16 protein-coding genes are annotated in these 16660 nt (G+C 67.8%); 11 read left to right on the top strand and 5 right to left on the bottom strand.

All coding sequences use genetic code 11. The annotated features are described in order from the left end of the window. The first annotated feature begins 124 nt into the window (after window positions 1-124). Window positions 125-1012 carry a mechanosensitive ion channel family protein gene (locus tag EV138_RS11520; RefSeq protein WP_133978510.1) on the top strand — a complete coding sequence of 296 codons (888 nt, stop codon included), beginning with the start codon at window positions 125-127 and terminating at the stop codon, window positions 1010-1012. Between the two features lie 157 nt (window positions 1013-1169). Here the strand turns inward: EV138_RS11520 and abmR are convergent, their stop codons facing one another. Continuing rightward, window positions 1170-1709 carry an ATP-binding transcription factor AbmR gene (gene abmR / locus EV138_RS11515; protein WP_133978508.1) on the bottom strand — a complete coding sequence of 180 codons (540 nt, stop codon included), beginning with the start codon at window positions 1707-1709 and terminating at the stop codon, window positions 1170-1172. 91 nt (window positions 1710-1800) lie between these two features. Between abmR and EV138_RS11510 the strand changes: the two genes are divergently transcribed. From EV138_RS11510 to EV138_RS11465, 10 genes are all read left to right on the top strand, one after another. Beyond that, on the top strand, window positions 1801-2655 hold the full coding sequence (locus tag EV138_RS11510) for a hypothetical protein (protein ID WP_133978506.1): 855 nt from the start codon (window positions 1801-1803) through the stop codon (window positions 2653-2655). Between the two features lie 410 nt (window positions 2656-3065). Then, window positions 3066-4436, top strand: coding sequence for an HNH endonuclease (locus EV138_RS11505; RefSeq protein WP_166678555.1), 1371 nt, complete (start codon window positions 3066-3068; stop codon window positions 4434-4436). Window positions 4437-5507: 1071 nt separating this feature from the next. Further along, window positions 5508-6185, top strand: coding sequence for a uracil-DNA glycosylase (locus tag EV138_RS11500; protein WP_112246166.1), 678 nt, complete (start codon window positions 5508-5510; stop codon window positions 6183-6185). 11 nt (window positions 6186-6196) lie between these two features. Beyond that, entirely contained in the window at window positions 6197-6580 is a 384-nt protein-coding gene (locus EV138_RS11495; protein WP_133978502.1) for a hypothetical protein, read from the top strand. Window positions 6581-6673: 93 nt separating this feature from the next. After that, a complete protein-coding gene (locus EV138_RS11490) occupies window positions 6674-7873 on the top strand; it encodes an ROK family transcriptional regulator (RefSeq protein ID WP_133978500.1) in 1200 nt (399 codons plus the stop codon). Between the two features lie 96 nt (window positions 7874-7969). Continuing rightward, window positions 7970-9298 (top strand): ABC transporter substrate-binding protein, encoded by a 1329-nt coding sequence (locus EV138_RS11485; RefSeq protein ID WP_133978497.1) that lies wholly within the window; start codon window positions 7970-7972, stop codon window positions 9296-9298. Then, on the top strand, window positions 9298-10275 hold the full coding sequence (locus EV138_RS11480; protein WP_133978495.1) for a carbohydrate ABC transporter permease: 978 nt from the start codon (window positions 9298-9300) through the stop codon (window positions 10273-10275). Before EV138_RS11485 ends, EV138_RS11480 begins: the two co-directional genes overlap by 1 nt. 13 nt (window positions 10276-10288) lie before the next feature. After that, entirely contained in the window at window positions 10289-11197 is a 909-nt protein-coding gene (locus tag EV138_RS11475; protein ID WP_133978493.1) for a carbohydrate ABC transporter permease, read from the top strand. Then, window positions 11194-12447, top strand: a complete 1254-nt coding sequence (locus EV138_RS11470) for a 6-phospho-beta-glucosidase (protein WP_133978491.1) — start codon at window positions 11194-11196, stop codon at window positions 12445-12447. Before EV138_RS11475 ends, EV138_RS11470 begins: the two co-directional genes overlap by 4 nt. Window positions 12448-12449: 2 nt before the next feature. After that, on the top strand, window positions 12450-13460 hold the full coding sequence (locus tag EV138_RS11465; protein WP_133981848.1) for an N-acetylglucosamine kinase: 1011 nt from the start codon (window positions 12450-12452) through the stop codon (window positions 13458-13460). Between the two features lie 49 nt (window positions 13461-13509). Here the strand turns inward: EV138_RS11465 and EV138_RS11460 are convergent, their stop codons facing one another. From EV138_RS11460 to EV138_RS11445, 4 genes are all read right to left on the bottom strand, one after another. After that, complete coding sequence (locus EV138_RS11460) at window positions 13510-13974, bottom strand: GNAT family N-acetyltransferase (protein ID WP_133978489.1); 465 nt, start codon at window positions 13972-13974, stop codon at window positions 13510-13512. Between the two features lie 67 nt (window positions 13975-14041). Beyond that, window positions 14042-14566, bottom strand: a complete 525-nt coding sequence (locus tag EV138_RS11455) for a DUF1990 domain-containing protein (RefSeq protein WP_133978487.1) — start codon at window positions 14564-14566, stop codon at window positions 14042-14044. 143 nt (window positions 14567-14709) lie between these two features. After that, window positions 14710-15720 (bottom strand): LCP family protein, encoded by a 1011-nt coding sequence (locus tag EV138_RS11450; RefSeq protein WP_133978485.1) that lies wholly within the window; start codon window positions 15718-15720, stop codon window positions 14710-14712. Between the two features lie 94 nt (window positions 15721-15814). Continuing rightward, window positions 15815-16615, bottom strand: coding sequence for a helix-turn-helix domain-containing protein (locus EV138_RS11445; protein WP_133978483.1), 801 nt, complete (start codon window positions 16613-16615; stop codon window positions 15815-15817). Window positions 16616-16660: the final 45 nt, after the last annotated feature.

The raw sequence follows: 16660 nt of genomic DNA, 5'->3' as shown, positions 1-16660 counted from the left end.
TGAGGTTTGCGGGCGGTTTGCGGGGGCACGGGTGAGTCAGACACCACTGCAATCCGCCCGTAGCCGGAGTCGCGCGGATGCATGCGTGCGGGGCGGGTGCGGGCCAATCCGGAGAGGAAGGCCGATGTCCGCACTGGCAATCGACTTCACGCAACCGTTCGAAGATGCCTTCAGCAAGCTTCTCGGGTTCGTCCCGAACCTGCTCGGCGGCCTCGTCATCCTGGTCGTCGGCTACATCGTCGCCAAGGTGCTCGGCAAGCTGGTCGGGAAACTGCTCGGCAAGGTCGGGTTCGACCAATGGATGGAACGGGCCGGTGTGTCCGGCGTGCTGCAGCGGTCGGGCACCGGGCTGACCGCGTCGGCGATGCTGGGCAAGGTCGTGTTCTGGTTCGTGTTCCTGATCAGCTTCACGATGTTCGCCTCCGCGCTCGGCGTACCGGAGATCTCGAACTTCATGAGCGACATGCTCGGCTACATCCCGCGCATCTTCGCCGCGATCGTGATCGTCTGCCTGGCGGCGCTGTTCGCGAACTTCCTGGCCGCGATCATCCGTGGGGCGACCGGCAACGAGACGCTGGCCAAGGTCGGCCGGTACGCGATCCTCGTGTACGCGGCGTTCGCGGCGCTGACCCAGCTCGGCATCGCGGTCCAGCTGACCGGCAACACGCTGCTGATCGTGCTCGGTGGTGCGGCCCTGGCGCTCGGACTCGCTTTCGGCCTCGGGGGCCGCGAGCTGGCCGGCCAGGCACTGCAGACGCTGTTCGAGCGTGGTTCTGCGATGAAGTCGGCTGCTCCTGCCAACGGCACTGCGGGCCAGAGCTACGTCCCGAACCACGGTGGCTACGACCCGAACCAGCGACAGGGCGGCTACGACCAGGGCGACGGTAGTTACTCGAACGGTCAGGGGACCGCGGAGGCGCCGTACCCGGCAGCGCACGGTTCGCAGCAGTCCGGTAGCTGGTCGAACGGCACCAGCGGTTCGAACGGCAACTGGACCGGCGACAACCGGTAGACCCCTCGGGCCGGAAGGGGCCACCTCCCACTCGCCGGCCTGAGGAAACCGGCGGGCTCGGTCGGATCGGATCGAGCCCGCCTCACCGAGCGGTTCGTAGTACAGACCATGGCCCTGTACTACGAACCGTCGGCCGCTGTGATGCCTTCGCGGGACTTCAGCTCTCGGTCGCGGCAGTGGCGTCGGGGCCGGCGCGGCGGACGTCCTCGACCTTGGCCATCGCGTCGCGCAGTTCGGCCAGCCAGCTTTCGCTGTGCTGGGCGACCAGCTTCACGCACCAGCCGAGCGCGTCGCTGCGGGAGCGCGCGACGCCGGCGTCGACGAGCGTGTCCAGCACCTGCCGCTCCGGCTGCCGCAGCCGGGTCATCACCGGCGCGGACAGCGACGTGAAGACTGTGCGCGTGCCGCCGGCCTGGACGCCCCAGGCGACCTTCTTGCGGGTCGCGTGCTCGAGTTCGCGGGCGATCTCGATCCGCTTCTCCCGGGTGTCCTCCCGGAACTGCTTGATCCGGCCCTCCTCGGCGGCGGACCGCGCGGCCGCGCTGACCTCGCCGTCCTGCTGCGGAGCCGGGATCGTGCCGACCACGAGGATCTCGTCGCGGTCGATACTCACCTCTGGTTCACCCTCGAACCAGGCCGAGGGGAGCCGGCCGGTCAGCCAACCCCTCACTCGCTCACCCTCATGCTGTGTATTCATGTAATCATGATTACATAGAGGTCAAGGGCTGGAGTTTCGATCGGTCTGGAATGGGTGGTCCAGACCGGAATCGTCGGAGACCGTAGGCCGCATGACTCCGTTTGCAGCCACCTCGTTCGGCGCGGCCCTGCTCGCCGCCGCGCTCGCCCCGTTCACCGTCCTCAGCGCCCAAGCGGCGACGGCCGCAGTACCGGGTCTGCACCGGGTTGCCGCGGCCTCCGCTGTCGGCTCGCCTGCCACTGCGCGGGCGACCGCCGAATGCGCGCCAGGCGAGTCGATCACCGGAGCGGGCGGCGAGGTGTCCGGCGGCCGCGGCCAGGCCGGCCTGTCGACGTACACGGACATCGAGCGCGAGTGGGGCAGCGTCTCCGCCGACGAAGACGCCGACGGTACTGCGAACACGTGGTCCGTCACGGCGTACGCGATCTGCTCTGACATGGGTCGACGCGACTCGGTGAACGCCTTCACTGCGTCCAACTCCGCAGCCGAGAAGGCTGTCACGGTCAGCTGCCCGGCCGGAACCTTCACGACCGGCGCGGCAGCCAGTACGTCGGATGGCGGCCGGCTGGTTCTGGACGATGCGATCCCGAGCGCCGATCTGACCAAGGTGACCGTCGACGTCTTCGAGTCCCAGGCGGGCCGCGCCGACAACTGGAGCGCGACCGCCAGTGCCCGCTGCGGCGAAGCCCTGCCCGGTCTCGAGCGGGTGGCGGCGACATCGCCCACCGACTCGGCGACGAACAAGTCTGTGACCGCCACCTGTCCCGCGGGCAAGAAGGTCGTCGGCACGGGCCACGAACTCACCAACGCCAAAGGCCAGGTCCTCCTCGACGACGTGGTCCCCTCCGAAGACCTCACCTCGGTCCGAGCCGAAGCCTTCGAAGACCAGGACGGCACCACAGCCACTTGGTCCCTCACCGCCTACGCCGTCTGCGCCACCGCCTGATCCACCCACACAAAGGCCTCGCAAGCTCATACCTTGCGAGGCCAGTGCAATTCCTACCAGGCGCTTCAACGCTTCCGTCTGACCAACACGCCTCGTACTACGTCCCCGCGCAGCCATCGCGCTCGTTCCTCCGTCACTCCCGCCTGCTCCCGCCCACCCCAACCCGCCGCTCCTCCATCGCGGCTCGCGACCAGATGCGGGTTGGCTCCTGGCCGGGTCCTCCGTCCACAGGGTTGTCTGGTGCTGTGGAGAACTCGCGTTGTGGCGCGCGGTCGAAATCCCTTGTAGGTAAGGGGTTGTGGGCTCAGAAACTGTCGGTGGGTGGGGTTAGGGTTTGGGGTATGGAACTCCAGGTTCTTCGGCCTTCGTGGGCGATGAGTGGCGACGAAGCGGTCGCTGCTCTCGACGCGTTGCACGCCGAGTTCGCGCGCCTGGAGACCTATCGGCTCGGCGTACTTGGTCGTCTGGAGGAGACCGGTCGGACCAAGGAGATCAGTGGTGAAAGCACCGTGCGGTTCGTGTCCGCGCGGTACCGGCTCAATCAGCCTCAGGTTCAACGGGATCTGAATCTGGCTGCCGCCTTGTCGAAGTACCCGGCCGTGACCGCCGCGCTGCCCGATCCCTTCGCGCCGCCGGGGGATGACGCGATGGTGCAGTACTCCGATTCCGCGCCTGGCGAAGGTGTAGCGGCTGACGAAACGGATCAGGAGCTGCTGCCGGTGCTGCTGCACGTCGGGCAGGCCGAAGCGATCGTGTCTGCGCTCGAAGCAGTACCCAAGGCCAACGTTGAGGTGGAGGACCTGCTGGTGGCTGAGCAGCAACTGGTCGAGGCTGCCCGGCACCTGCGCCCTGGCGAGCTGAGGAGACTCGGCCAGCGGATTCGCGATGTCTTGGATACCGACGGGCCTGAGCCGGCTGAAGAAGCGGCCGCTCGGCGAGAGGCGTTACGCCTGACTAACGCCGATCAGGGCGTCAAGTTCGCCGGTTTCCTCGCCAATGACAACGCCGAACTTCTCCGCACCCTCGTCGAAGCAGCCGCCAAGCCGCACAAGGTCGACGGGCAATTCGATCCACGATCGCGTGAGAAGCGCCAGGCCGATGCTCTCGTTCAGATTCTGACGGCAGCAGCCGACACCGGTGACCTTCCCGGCCGTGGTGGCGTCAAGCCACACGTCACCGTCACCATCGACTATGCCGACCTCGTCAGCGATACCCGCAATGCGATCGGCGAGCTCCAATTCGGGGACGGCTTGTCTGCCTCGGCAGTCCGGCGCCTGGCCTGCGATGCCGGGATCATCCCGGTCGTTCTCGGCTCGGAGTCCGAGCCCCTCGACGTCGGCCGCGAACACCGGTACGTCACCAAGGCTCTGCGCGAAGCACTCAACCGCCGCGACAAAGGATGCGTCGTCTGCGGCGCGGCGCCCCGCTACTGCCACGCCCACCACATCGTGCACTGGGCCGACGGCGGCTCGACCAGCTTGGAAAACCTCGCATTGCTGTGCGGCGTCCACCACCTCGCAGTCCACGCGGGTCACTTCACCGTCACCATCACCAACGGGAAAGTCCAGGTCACCCGCCCCCGCTGGACCGACCCACCCCGAAGCTTCCCCGCGGCCCTAATCCGCGAGGCTGCCGTTGACGACGAGGTCACAAACCCCGCCGGTCACACCCCCTTGCGCCCGGTCCGCGCCTTCCCGCTGGTAGAAGACCCAGCCCCCTTCCCCACAAACCCCACCCCCGACTTCGACCCCTGGGGCCCCACCCACCTCGACACCGGCTAACCACTCCGGCTCCAACCAGGAGCCACAAACGAACCACCAGTACTTCGTCCGCTCGCGCGCCGTCGTGAGCCGGGACCTCCCGCCGCCCATCGACAGGCGGCGAAGCCGGACATTCCACCTGGCGCCGGTACGGCTCCCGGTCGGGGGTTGCACCTGGCCCTAGTACCGCTCCCGGTCGGGGGTTGCACCCGGCGCCAGTACCGCTCCCGGTCGGGGGGGTGCACCCGGCGCCAGTACCGCTCCCGGTCGGGGGGTTGCACCTGGCGCCAGCACTGCTCCCGGTCGGGCGTTCCATCTGGCGCCAGCACCGCGCATGAGCGGTTCCCTGCTGGTCCGCTCGACGTCGCCCGCCGGTACCCCAAGGCCGTACCAACTTTGACGAGCACGGCTTGCCCTCTGGCGGCGACGTGCTTCGGCGGCCCGTCCTGCCGACCTGAGTAGTTGCCCTCGACGGCTCGACCGCTCGACCGCTCGACGGCTCGGCGGCCTCCGTCTCGCCAATCTGAGTTGGCGCCCGGTGAGGCGGTGAGCCGGCGGCCCGGCGCCATGGCGTAGGTGGCTCGGCTCGACGGCGTCGGTGGCTGGTCCCCGGAGGTATCTGTTGACGGAGGAGTTCGTCATTGACGTCGAGCATCGGCTGCCGTGAATCAGGCGAACGGGTCGATGTGGACACCTTGCGGGCCGAGCTTGGAGGGCGAGATGCCGTGCTGTTCGCTCGCGGATCGCGCGGGATCGCGCGGGGATCGCGCGGGGATCGCGCGGGATCGCGCGGGAGTGTGGCGGGTGTCGGGGTGGCGGGATATGGCGGGTGTCCGGGGGCGCCGGGGTGTGGCGGGGTGTCGCGAGCGTGGCGGGTCTCGCAGAGTCGGGGGGTGTGGCGGCTGGGGTCGTGGCGCCTCTGCAGGACGGTCGGCAGGAGGGTGCCCGCGCGTGGGCACGGGCTGGGACGGAGGAGTGGCGGGGGAGGGGTGGGTGGGAGCGCCGGAGTGGGAGTGACGGAGGAACGACTGCGGCGGGGCGTTGGGGGAAGTCTGTTGGCGTTGGGGGGTGGGCTGGTGGGAAGGTTGGCGGGTGAGTCCTTTGGCGTTGGGTGAGCTGGTGGCGGCGGATTGGGCTGAGGCGTTGGCGCCGGTGGAGGGGGTGGTTGCGCGGATGGGGGAGTTCCTGCGGGCGGAGATCGCCGCGGGGCGGCCGTATCTGCCGGCGGGGGAGAACGTGTTGCGGGCGTTCAAGCAGCCGTTGGACGAGGTGAAGGTGTTGGTGGTGGGGCAGGATCCCTATCCGACGCCGGGGCATCCGGTGGGGTTGAGTTTTTCGGTGGCGCCTGATGTGCGGCCGATTCCGCGGAGTCTGGCGAACATCTACAAAGAGCTGATGGCCGACGTCGGCGTACCGGCGCCGTCGAACGGGGATCTGACGCCGTGGGCTGAGCAGGGCGTGCTGATGCTGAACAGAGTGCTGACAGTGCAGCCGGGGAAGTCCGGCTCGCATCGCGGTAAAGGCTGGGAAGCCGTTACAGAGCAGGCGATTCACGCGTTGGTGAAGCGTGGCGGGCCGCTGGTGGCGATCCTGTGGGGGCGGGATGCGCAGACGCTGAAGCCGATGCTCGGCAGTACGCCGTACGTCGAGAGCGCGCACCCGAGTCCGATGTCTGCCGATCGCGGGTTCTTCGGTTCGCGACCGTTCAGCCGAGTCAACGCCCTCCTGATCGAACAAGGCGGCACCCCGGTCGACTGGCGCCTGCCCTAGTGGACGAACCGGTGGTCGAGAAGACCTTCGAACCGCCGAAAGTGGTGCGGTGGGGCACCGCCGCCGTGCTCGGCTTGGGATGGATCGGCACTTTCATCGCTGAGCCCAGCCTGCGCAATGCGCTCTGGTGTCTGCTGTTCTGCCCCCTGGCGGTTCTGATGGCCGTTTCGCCGAGATATCTGCGCGATGGTCGTTCCCTGGACTGGGAGAACCGTCACCCGATTCTCCTGAGCGCCTACATGTCTGCGTGGGTGGGCTTGGGCGGCTATCTGTTTCTGTCGACGCGGCTTGACGATCGGCTGAGTATCGAGCTCGCCGTGCCGGCTGGACTGGCATACGGCGTACTGGTCGGTGTCCTCGGGCGGCGTCGCCGTTCGCGTCGCGCCCAATCGTGACGGGCTGATCGATTGACAGGGTCTGGATATCTCCGTACGGTCTCGGGTTAATAGGAAAGTTTCCTAACAGTTCGAGGGTGAGGAGGTCGGGGGATGGCTGGTACCCCGGGGACTCCTCGGTTGTTGCGGGCGATGAATGATCGGGCCGCGCTTGAGCTGTTGCTCACGCAAGGGCCGTTGTCGCGGACGACGCTGGGCAATCTGAGTGGGCTGTCGAAGCCGACCGCCTCGCAGCTGCTTGCGCGGCTGGAGAGTGCGGGGCTGGTTCGCGCTCGCGGTACGAGCGCCGGCCGGCCCGGGCCGAACGCGCAGCTCTACGAGATCAACGGTGACATCGCGTACGTCGCCGGCCTGGATGTCACGCCGGCGAGGTTCCGCGCAGCCATCGCTGATCTGACCGGCAAGGTGGTCGGCACCTTCGAGTTGCCGACGCCCGGGCGAAGTGCGAGCGGCACGGTCGAGCGGGTGATGAAGACCATCGACGGCGCCCTCGGCGAGGCGGGCCTGAGCCGGGATCGCCTGAGGCGCGTGTCGATCGGGACGCCCGGTGGATTCGACCCGACCACCGGCCGCCTCAGGTACGCGACCCACCTGCCCGGCTGGCACGCTCCGCACCTGCTCGACGAGCTCGCCGAGGCCATCGCAGTACCGCTCGAGGTCGAGAACGACGTCAACCTCGCCGCGGTGGCTGAGCGCCAGGTCGGCCATGCCCGCGACAGCGACAACTTCGTCCTGCTCTGGGGCGAGGAAGGCATCGGCGCCGCGATCGTGATCGGCGGTCGCCTGCTCCGCGGCGCCACCGGCGGCGCCGGCGAGGTCGCCTTCCTGCCCTTGCCCGGTACGCCGCTGGTCCGCAACGTCGGTCGCAACAATGCCGGCGGATTCCAGGAACTCGCCGGTGGTGAACCGGTCCTCGAGCTGGCACGCTCGCTCGGCCTCCGAGCCCGTACGCCGGAAGCCGCGATCGGCGTCGCACTGCAGACTCCGGGTGCCGGTGACGCCTTGCTGAACGAGTTCGCGCATCGCCTCGCGGTCGGTCTGGCCGCGATCGTCGCCGTGGTCGACCCGGAGTTGATCGTGCTCTCCGGTGGCGTCATCACGGCCGGCGGCGAGCGGTTGCGAGGGCTCGTCGAGGAGGAGCTCGCCGAACTCGCCGTACCGCGGCCGCGACTGCTGATGACCGCCATCCAGACCGATCCTGTCCTCGCCGGGGCGTTGCAGTCAGCCCTGAGTTTCGCCCGCGACGCAGTCTTCGACACTGCCGGCACCACGAGCGGGGGCAGTAGCGACTAGCTGGACCAGTAGCCAAAACCACTGCACGGACAGGGAAGTCGACCTGCGCCGGTGGATCCGCACACCCTCATGAACGCCAGATCAGGAGAAACGGAAATGCCCCGAGTTCACAGAGCAATCCTCGCCGCCGCGGCGATCGCGTTGCTCGGTACCGCCTGCACCGGTACGTCGACCGCGCCGACGGCCAGTGACGACGCGACCAAGGACACCACCATCACCTTCTGGCACGGCTGGAGCGCGCCGAGCGAGGTGGCCGCCATCGACGCCAACGTGAAGGCTTTCGAGGCCAAGTTCCCCAACATCAAGGTGAAGGTCGTCGGCAACATCAACGACGACAAGATCAAGCAGGCCTTGCGCGCGGGCGGCCCGAACTCACCCGACGTCGTGTCGTCGTTCACCACCGACAACGTCGGCACGTTCTGCGCGTCGCACGTCTTCGCGGACCTGAAGCCCTTCCTGGACAAGTCCGGTGTCGACCTGGACAAGACTTTCCCGAAGCCACTGCAGGACTACACGCAGTTCCAAGGCACGCGCTGCACGCTGCCGCTGCTGAACGACGCGTACGGCCTGTACTACAACAAGGATGCGTTCAAGGCGGCCGGCATCACGAGTCCGCCGAAGACGATGTCCGAGTTCGACGCGGCTGCCAAGAAGCTGACCAAGGCCAAGGGCGACAGCTTCTCCCAGCTCGGGTTCATGCCGAACTTCCACGGCTTCGAGTCCACCACCACGCACTTCGCCGCGCAGTGGAACCCGACGTACTTCACCGCCGAGGGCAAGTCGAACCTGGCCGCCGACCCGGCGTTCGCGAACATGCTGAAGTGGCAGAGCAATCTGGTCAAGGAGCTCGGCGGCTTCGCCAAGCTGGAGAAGTACCGCGCGACCTTCGGCGACGAGTTCGGTGCCAAGAACCCGTTCCACACCGGCCAGGTGGCGATGGCGATCGACGGCGAGTGGCGGCTCGGGATGGCCAAGGAGGCCGGCGTGAAGTTCAACATCGGCGTCGCGCCGTTCCCGGTTCCGGACGACCAGGCCGACAGCTACGGCAAGGGCTACCTGTCCGGCACCATCATCGGGATCGCCAACACCAGCCAGAAGCAGAACGCGGCCTGGGAACTGGTGAAGTTCATGACCACCGACACCGACGCCGTGGTCAGCTTCGCCAACGCGATCCACAACGTGCCGTCCACCCTGGACGCGCTGAAGTCGCCGAAGCTCCAAGCGGACGAGAACTTCAAGACCTTCCTCGAGATCGCCCAGCACCCGAAGAGCAGCACCACCCCGGCCAGCCCGAACGGCGGCGCCTACCAGCTCACCCTGCAGGACTTCGGCTACGCCTTCGAGGCCGGTAAGCAGACCGACCTCGCGGCCGGGCTGGCCCGGACCGACGCGCAGGTCGACAAGGACATCGCGCAGGCCAAGTGATGACTGCCACCACGATCGCACCCGCCCGCAGGCCCGCGCTCAGCGAGGGCCTGCGGAGGAAGCGCCGCCAGGAACGGCTGCGCAACCTCGCCTTCCTGTCCCCGTGGCTGATCGGGGTCAGCATCTTCTTCCTCTATCCGCTCGTCTCGACCGTCTACTTCAGCTTCATGAAGTACGACGGGTTCACGGCGCCGACCTGGGTCGGGCTGAAGAACTGGACCTATGTCTTCACCGACTACCCGTTCTTCTGGCCCGCGTTGCGCAACACCTTGTGGCTGGTCATCGTGATGGTGACGCTGCGAGTGCTGTTCGGGCTGGGAATCGGCCTGCTGATCACCAAGGTGAAGACCGGCGCCGGGTTCTTCCGGACCGCCTTCTACCTGCCGTACCTCGCGCCACCGGTGGCCGCGACGATGGCGTTCGCGTTCCTGCTCAACCCCGGGACCGGGCCGGTGAACAACATCCTCGGCTCGCTCGGGCTGCCGCAGCCGGGCTGGTTCAGCGACCCGCACTGGTCGAAGCCGGCGTTGACTCTCCTTGCTCTGTGGGGGATCGGCGACCTGATGGTGATCTTCATGGCGTCGTTGCTCGACGTACCGCAGGAGCAGTACGAGGCGGCCTCGCTCGACGGCGCCGGCTGGTGGCAGCGGTTCAAGTTCGTCACGTTGCCGAACATCCAGCCGATCGTGTTGTTCGCGGTCATCACCGGCGTGATCCAGACCATGCAGTACTACACGCAGCCACTCGTGGCCGGGAAGGTCGCGAGCGGGGTGATCGGTGGCTCAGGGCAACAATTCGAACCCGGGTATCCGGAGAAGTCGACGCTGACCCTGCCACAACTCGTGTACCACCTGGGTTTCCAGCGGTTCGACACCGGTGGCGCCTGTGTGATCGCGCTGGTGCTGTTCGGACTGGCGATGGTGTTCACGGCGTTCCTGATGCGCCGCGGCAGTGGCTTCCTGGCCACGGACGACTAGGGGACTGCGAACTATGAGCAACTTGTTGATCGACCGCGAGCTGGACGCGCCGCCCACGACGGCGCCCGGCCTGACCGCGGCGGGTCGCGCGGTACGGCGTACGAGGCTTTTGAACTGGGTCGCGGTGCATGCGCTGGCGCTCGCGGCGGCGTTGTTCTTCGTGCTGCCGTTCGTGTTCGTCTTCCTGACCGCGTTGATGAGCGACCAGCAGGCGCTGACCCGCAATCTGTGGCCGGACAGCTGGCACTGGGAGAACCTGCGCACGGTGTGGGAGACGCCGGGCTTCCTCACCTGGTGGAAGAACACCCTCCTGTACGCCGGGTTGGGTACCGCGCTGACGCTGCTGTCCAGCATCCCGGTCGCCTATGCGCTGGCCCGGTTCAAGTTCCGCGGCCGCAACTTCGCGATGCTGCTGGTGATCTCCACGATGATGCTGCCGCCCCAGGTCGTCATCGTGCCGATGTACCTGTTCTGGGCCAAGCAACTGCACCTGTCCGGGACGTTGTGGCCGCTGATCATCCCGATGGCTTTCACGGACGCGTTCTCGATCTTCCTGCTGCGCCAGTTCCTGCTGACCATCCCGAAGGAGTACGTCGACGCCGCCAAGGTGGACGGCTGCAGCGACTTCCGGGCGCTGGTGCGGGTGATCCTGCCGATGGCGAAACCCGCTATTGCCGCGGTGGCGTTGTTCCAGTTCTTCTATTGTTGGAACGACTACTTCGGACCGCAGATCTACGCCAGTGAGAATCCGGCCGCCTGGACACTCAGCTACGGCCTGGAAAGCTTCAAGGGCGCCCACCACACGAACTGGAACCTCACCATGGCAGCGACCCTGCTGGTGATGGCGCCGGTGATCATCTTGTTCTTCTTCGCCCAAAAGGCCTTCATCGAAGGCGTCACACTCACAGGGGTCAAAGGTTGAAACTCACAGTCGTAGGCGGCGGATCCACCTACACACCTGAACTCATCGACGGCTTCGCCCGGCTGCGCGACTCGCTGCCGGTCTCCGAGCTGGTCCTGGTCGACCCGGCCGCCGACCGGCTCGAACTGGTCGGCGGACTGGCCCAGCGGATCTTCGCGAAACAAGGCCACCCGGGTCGCGTCGTCACCACTTCGAACCTGGACGAGGGGATCGAGGGCGCGGACGCGGTCCTGCTGCAACTGCGGGTCGGCGGGCAGGCCGCCCGCAACCAGGACGAGACCTGGCCGCTCGAATGCGGTTGCGTCGGCCAGGAGACGACCGGCGCGGGCGGCCTCGCGAAGGCGCTGCGCACGGTTCCTGTCGTGCTGGACATCGCAGAGCGGGTCCGGCAGACCAACCCCGACGCGTGGATCATCGACTTCACCAACCCGGTCGGGATCGTCACCCGCGCGCTGTTGTCGCAGGGTCACAAGGCGGTCGGGCTGTGCAACGTGGCGATCGGGTTCCAGCGCCGGTTCGCCAAGTTCCTCGGCGTCGCGCCGGAGGAGGTGGCGCTCGACCACGTCGGGCTGAACCACCTCACCTGGGAGCGCGGGGTCACGGTCAACGGCGAGAACGTGCTGCCGAAGCTGCTCGCGAATCATGCCGCTGAACTGGCCGACGACCTGCACCTGCCGGCCGAGTTGCTGCTGCAGCTCGGCGTCGTCCCGTCGTACTACCTGCGGTACTTCTACGCGCACGACGAGGTGGTCCGCGAGCTGCTGGAGAAGCCGTCGCGTGCTGCCGAGGTGGCGAAGATCGAGAAGGAACTGCTGGACCTGTACGCCGATCCGACGCTCGACGAGAAGCCCGCGTTGCTCGAGCGGCGCGGTGGCGCCTACTACTCGGAGGCCGCGGTCGCGCTCGCGTCGTCGCTGCTGAACGACACCGGTGACGTTCAGGTCGTCAACACCTTGAACAACGGGGCGTTGCCGTTCCTCCCGGACGACGCGGTGATCGAGGTGCCGGCGACGGTCGGAGCCGCCGGTACGACGCCGCTGCCGATCGCGCCGCTCGAACCGCTGTACGCGGGGCTGGTGGCCAACGTCACGGCGTACGAGAATCTTGCTCTGGAGGCGGCTCTGAAGGGTGGTGCGGAGAGGGTGTTCAACGCACTGCTGGCGCATCCGCTGATCGGGCAGATCGAGTACGCGAACGCCCTGACCGACAAGCTGCTCGCGCACAACCGCGAGTACCTTCCGTGGGCGTGACGATGGCCGGCGAGGCTCTGGTGCCAGGAGGTGTGCTCGCCTTCGACGCCGGGAACAGCAAGACCGACGTGGCCCTGGTGTCCGCGGAGGGCCGCGTGCTCGGTACTGCGCGCGGTGGTGGGTTCGAGCCGCACGTCGTCGGCGCGATGGCCGCGGTCCAGGGGCTCGCCCCGCTCGTTGCAGCGGCGGCACGAGAAGCCGGGCTCACTCTCGGTGAAGGGCCGCTGGTGCAGCAGATCTCGGCGTGTATGGCGAACGCGGACCTGCCGATCGAGGAGGAACGCCTCGCCGCGGCCTTCGAGTACGTCGGCTGGGCCGAGTCCGTGTACGTCGCCAACGACACCTTCGCGTTGCTCCGCGCGGGTGTCGACGAGCCGCGTGGCGTGGCCGTCGTCTGCGGCGCCGGCATCAACTGTGCCGGCCTGCTACCGGACGGCCGTACTGCGCGATTCGCGGCGGTCGGGAAGATCTCCGGCGACTGGGGTGGCGGCCAGCAGTTGGCCGATGAAGCCTTCTGGGCAGCGGCGCGAGCCGAAGACGGTCGGGGACCCGCGACGGCGCTGACAACAGCGCTTCCCGCGCACTACGGCGTCGAGTCGGTGACTGCGTTGATCGAGGCGCTGCACCTGGGGGACATCCCGGTCGCTCGCCGCCTGGAGGCGACCCCGGTGCTCTTCCAGGTCGCGGCCGGCGGCGATGCGGTCGCGGCGGACGTGGTTCGGTTCCAGGCGGAGGAGATCGTCGCGATGGCCACGGTCGCGATGCGGCGACTCGGCGTACTGGACGAGCAGATCGATGTGGTGCTGGGCGGCGGCGTACTGACCGCTGGGCACCCGATGCTGCTGGAGACCGTCGTGCGGCTGCTGTCGGCCGCCGCACCGAAGGCCGTGCCGCACGTGGTCGACGTACCCCCTGTTGTCGGGGCTGCTCTCCTGGGGCTCGACCGGACGAAGGCGGCTCCGACCGCGCACGTTCAACTCCGCGCTGCCTTCGCCCCACCACCGGCGGCCTGAGCAGGGGATGGTCCGGCCCGGATCCGTGCCGAGCCGGATCATCCCGTGGTCATGCCCGTGGGGCCGAGCGCCAGCCGAAGGTGATCGAGTGGGTCGCCGGCTGGTGACGGTCGTAGAACCGGTGCGCGTCGACTCTGGTGGTGGCGGAGTCGAGCTCCAGGTGGGAGGCGCCGTTCGCGGCCGCCCACTGCCAGGCGGCTTTGAGCAGGGCGGCGCCGGAGCCCGCCGACCGCCGTTCGGGGTGAACGGCGAGATCCTCGACCCAGCAGCGCTGCCCGAAGCGGACCGATTCGAGATCGAGGTACATCGTGCAGAAGCCGACCACCTCGTCGGTGTCGACCGAAACCAGGATGTTGCTGCCGGGACCGGTCAGGGTGCGGGCGATGCGGTCGGCGGCCGTCTTCGGATCCCAGTCGTCCGGAGTCGCTCCCGGCGGCGCGAACAGCCACTGATAGGCGTCGACGAGTTGGGGAATGTCTGCTGGCGTCGCTGTCCGGACCTCGACTGTTGGCATGGCCGCCAGTCTGCTGGCTGGGCTGCTGATCCCACAGATCCAATTCCCGGCTACTTCAGCAGTCCATTCAGCCCTTGGCGAGACGCTTGAGGGTGGTGGCGTAGCGGTGGGCGACGAACGCCTGGACCCGGCGGCCCGCCGGCCCGCCGAGGCGGGTGTACCAGGTGGCCGGGCGACTGTAGGCGAGGAGCCTGAAGAACACCTCGTCGCCCTCGCGGATGACCAGGAACGACTCCTCACCTGCCTCGGGATGACCGGTCAAGGTGCCGTAGGCGAAGCCGACGCGATCCGGTTCGTCGACGGTCCACACCACGCGGCAGGGCACGGGCAGTCCGAGCGAACCGACGCCGACCCGGCCGAGTGAGTTCGTGCCGATCACCGCGGGACTGTCGGTGGCCATCACCCGTACGCCGGCGGCGCTGTGCATCTTCCAGCTCATCAACGCTTCGCCGGCCCGGCGGAACACCTCCTCGCCGCGCCCGATCGGCTCCCGGTGCTCCAGCCGGTGATAGCCGACCGGCGTCGCGTCCTGTCTGGTCGACCCGACCACGTCGTAGTTGAACCTGAGCCCACCAAGATCCGCCAGCTTCATCCGCTTCCCTCCAACGCCCTGACCCATCCCCAGGCCAGTAACCCGCCGAAGCCACCCCCAACCGGCATCAGCTGCTTTCGAGGCCGGGAACCCGACCCCATCACTGCTTCGGGGCCGGGAACCCAACCGCGGTCCGGCCGGCTTCAGCTGCTCTTCAGGCCGGTGGTCTTGTCTTCCTTGAGGGCCTGGAAGAGGGCCTTGGCCTTGGCTGTGTCCCACTTCACGGCGGAGCCGTTCGGGGTACTGAGGTTGGTGTCGGAGATCGGCACGGTCAACGTGATGCCGTCCCCACCGCCGGCGACCGCCTTCATCGCGCGGGCGAACTTGAACAGGTCGAGCGGACCCATCTCCTTGTCGATGGTGAGCGCGTCGGCGCTCGAAGTACCGACCTTGAAGTAGCGGATCGGGTTCAGGAACGTGCCCGGTCCGATCGCCTTGTCCGCCACGGCGCCGATCATCTCGCGCTGCCGCGCCACCCGGCCGAGGTCGCCGAGCGGGTCGGAGTACCGGGCCCGGACGTAGCCGAGCGCCTTGGTGCCGTCGAGTTGCTGGCATCCCTTGGGCAGGTTGATGTGCGCCTTCTGGTCTTTCATTGCCTTAGGCAAGCACATCTTCACGCCGCCGACGCTGTCGATGATCGAGGCGAAGCCGCCGAAGCCGATCTCGACGTAGTGGTCGATGTGCAGCCCGGTCACATTCTCGATCGTCTGCACCAGAAGCTTCGCCCCGCCGTAGGAGAAGGCCGCGTTGATCTTGTTCTTCCCGTGCCCGGGGATCGGGACGTAGCTGTCGCGCGGGATGCTGATCAGCACCGGCGGGCCCGACTCAGGCACGTGCAGCACCATGATCGTGTCGGTCCGCTGACCTGCGGCACTACCGGTGCCGAGCTTCTTCTTGTCGGCGGCGCTGAGCCCTTCGCGGCTGTCGGATCCGACCATCAGGTACGTCGTACCAGGCGTCTCGGTCGGGCGCTTGCCGGCTGGGAAGGCGTCCACCTTGTCGATCCGGCCCCACGCGTACAACGGGACGGCGATCAGCATCAGCACGAACAGCAGGACGATCAGACCGATCAGTCGGCCGACCCCGAAGCGCCGCTTCTTGCGAACGGGCTGCCTGCTGACGTAGCGCGGGTCGATGGGCTGCGGTTGGCTCATACCCCGACCGTATCGGGAACCGGCGACCCGCCGCGTCACCCCGGCGGAGGGTTCCGCCCCGATACTTTCAGACCGCCGGCTACCCCGGCCTCGGTCAAAAGGACGATTTCCGGCCCCCGACCGAACCAAACCGGCGGAACTCGCGTGGTGACTGTCCGACGCGAGCTTTGAACAGCCTGCTGAAGTACGCCGGATCGTCGTACCCGACCTGCCGCGCGACCGCCGCCACGGGAAGGTCCGACTCGGCCAGCAAGGTCTTCGCCTCGTTCAGCCGGGCCGTCAGTACCACCTCCTGTGGGGTCGTTCCCTTCGTCCGTCGCACGGCTTCCCTCAACTCGGCCAGGGACAATCCGAGTTCGGCGGCGTAGGCGTTCATGCCGGCGGGCTGGAGCGCGAGACGGCTCAACTGCCCAGCAATCCCGTCCTCCTCGTCAGCAGCGGCCGCGGCGATCAGCTCGAAGAGAGCACCGACAGCCTGTACTTCGGGGGTAGGTGCGCGAGTGATTTGGAGCAGCCGGGTGAAGGCGCGCTCGACCGGCCGCGGGTCGGCGTACCGGCGTACGGGTCGAGTTTGGTCCAGTTGGCCGAGGGCGGTGAGCGCGTCGGTCGCGGGGCCGCCGAAGAGGGCCCACGCCTGGTCCCACTGGGTGGCGGGGCGGTAGCCGTGCAGGACGCCGGGGAAGAGCCAGAGGAGCGCGGGGGCGGCGACCTCGTGGAGCGTGCGGTCGGGGCCGTGGAGGAGGTGGCCGGTGCCGTGGCGGAGCAGGACGACGGCGTGGCAGCCGAGTGCGCGTTCGTTCGCCGCGGCGGTGCGCTGCTCGCCTGCACCTAAGCAGAAGAGTCCAAGTTGGCGATGGATTGGGCTGGGGGTGAGGTAAATCGACCAGTCGGCCATGGTGACAAGAGTCCAAGAAGTCTTTGCCGGAGTCCATTCACGGTG

It is taken from the genome of Kribbella voronezhensis (assembly GCF_004365175.1).
Taxonomy (GTDB): domain Bacteria; phylum Actinomycetota; class Actinomycetes; order Propionibacteriales; family Kribbellaceae; genus Kribbella; species Kribbella voronezhensis.
Note: the sequence above shows the minus strand (reverse complement) of the source record. Positions and strands in the feature narration are given on the sequence as shown.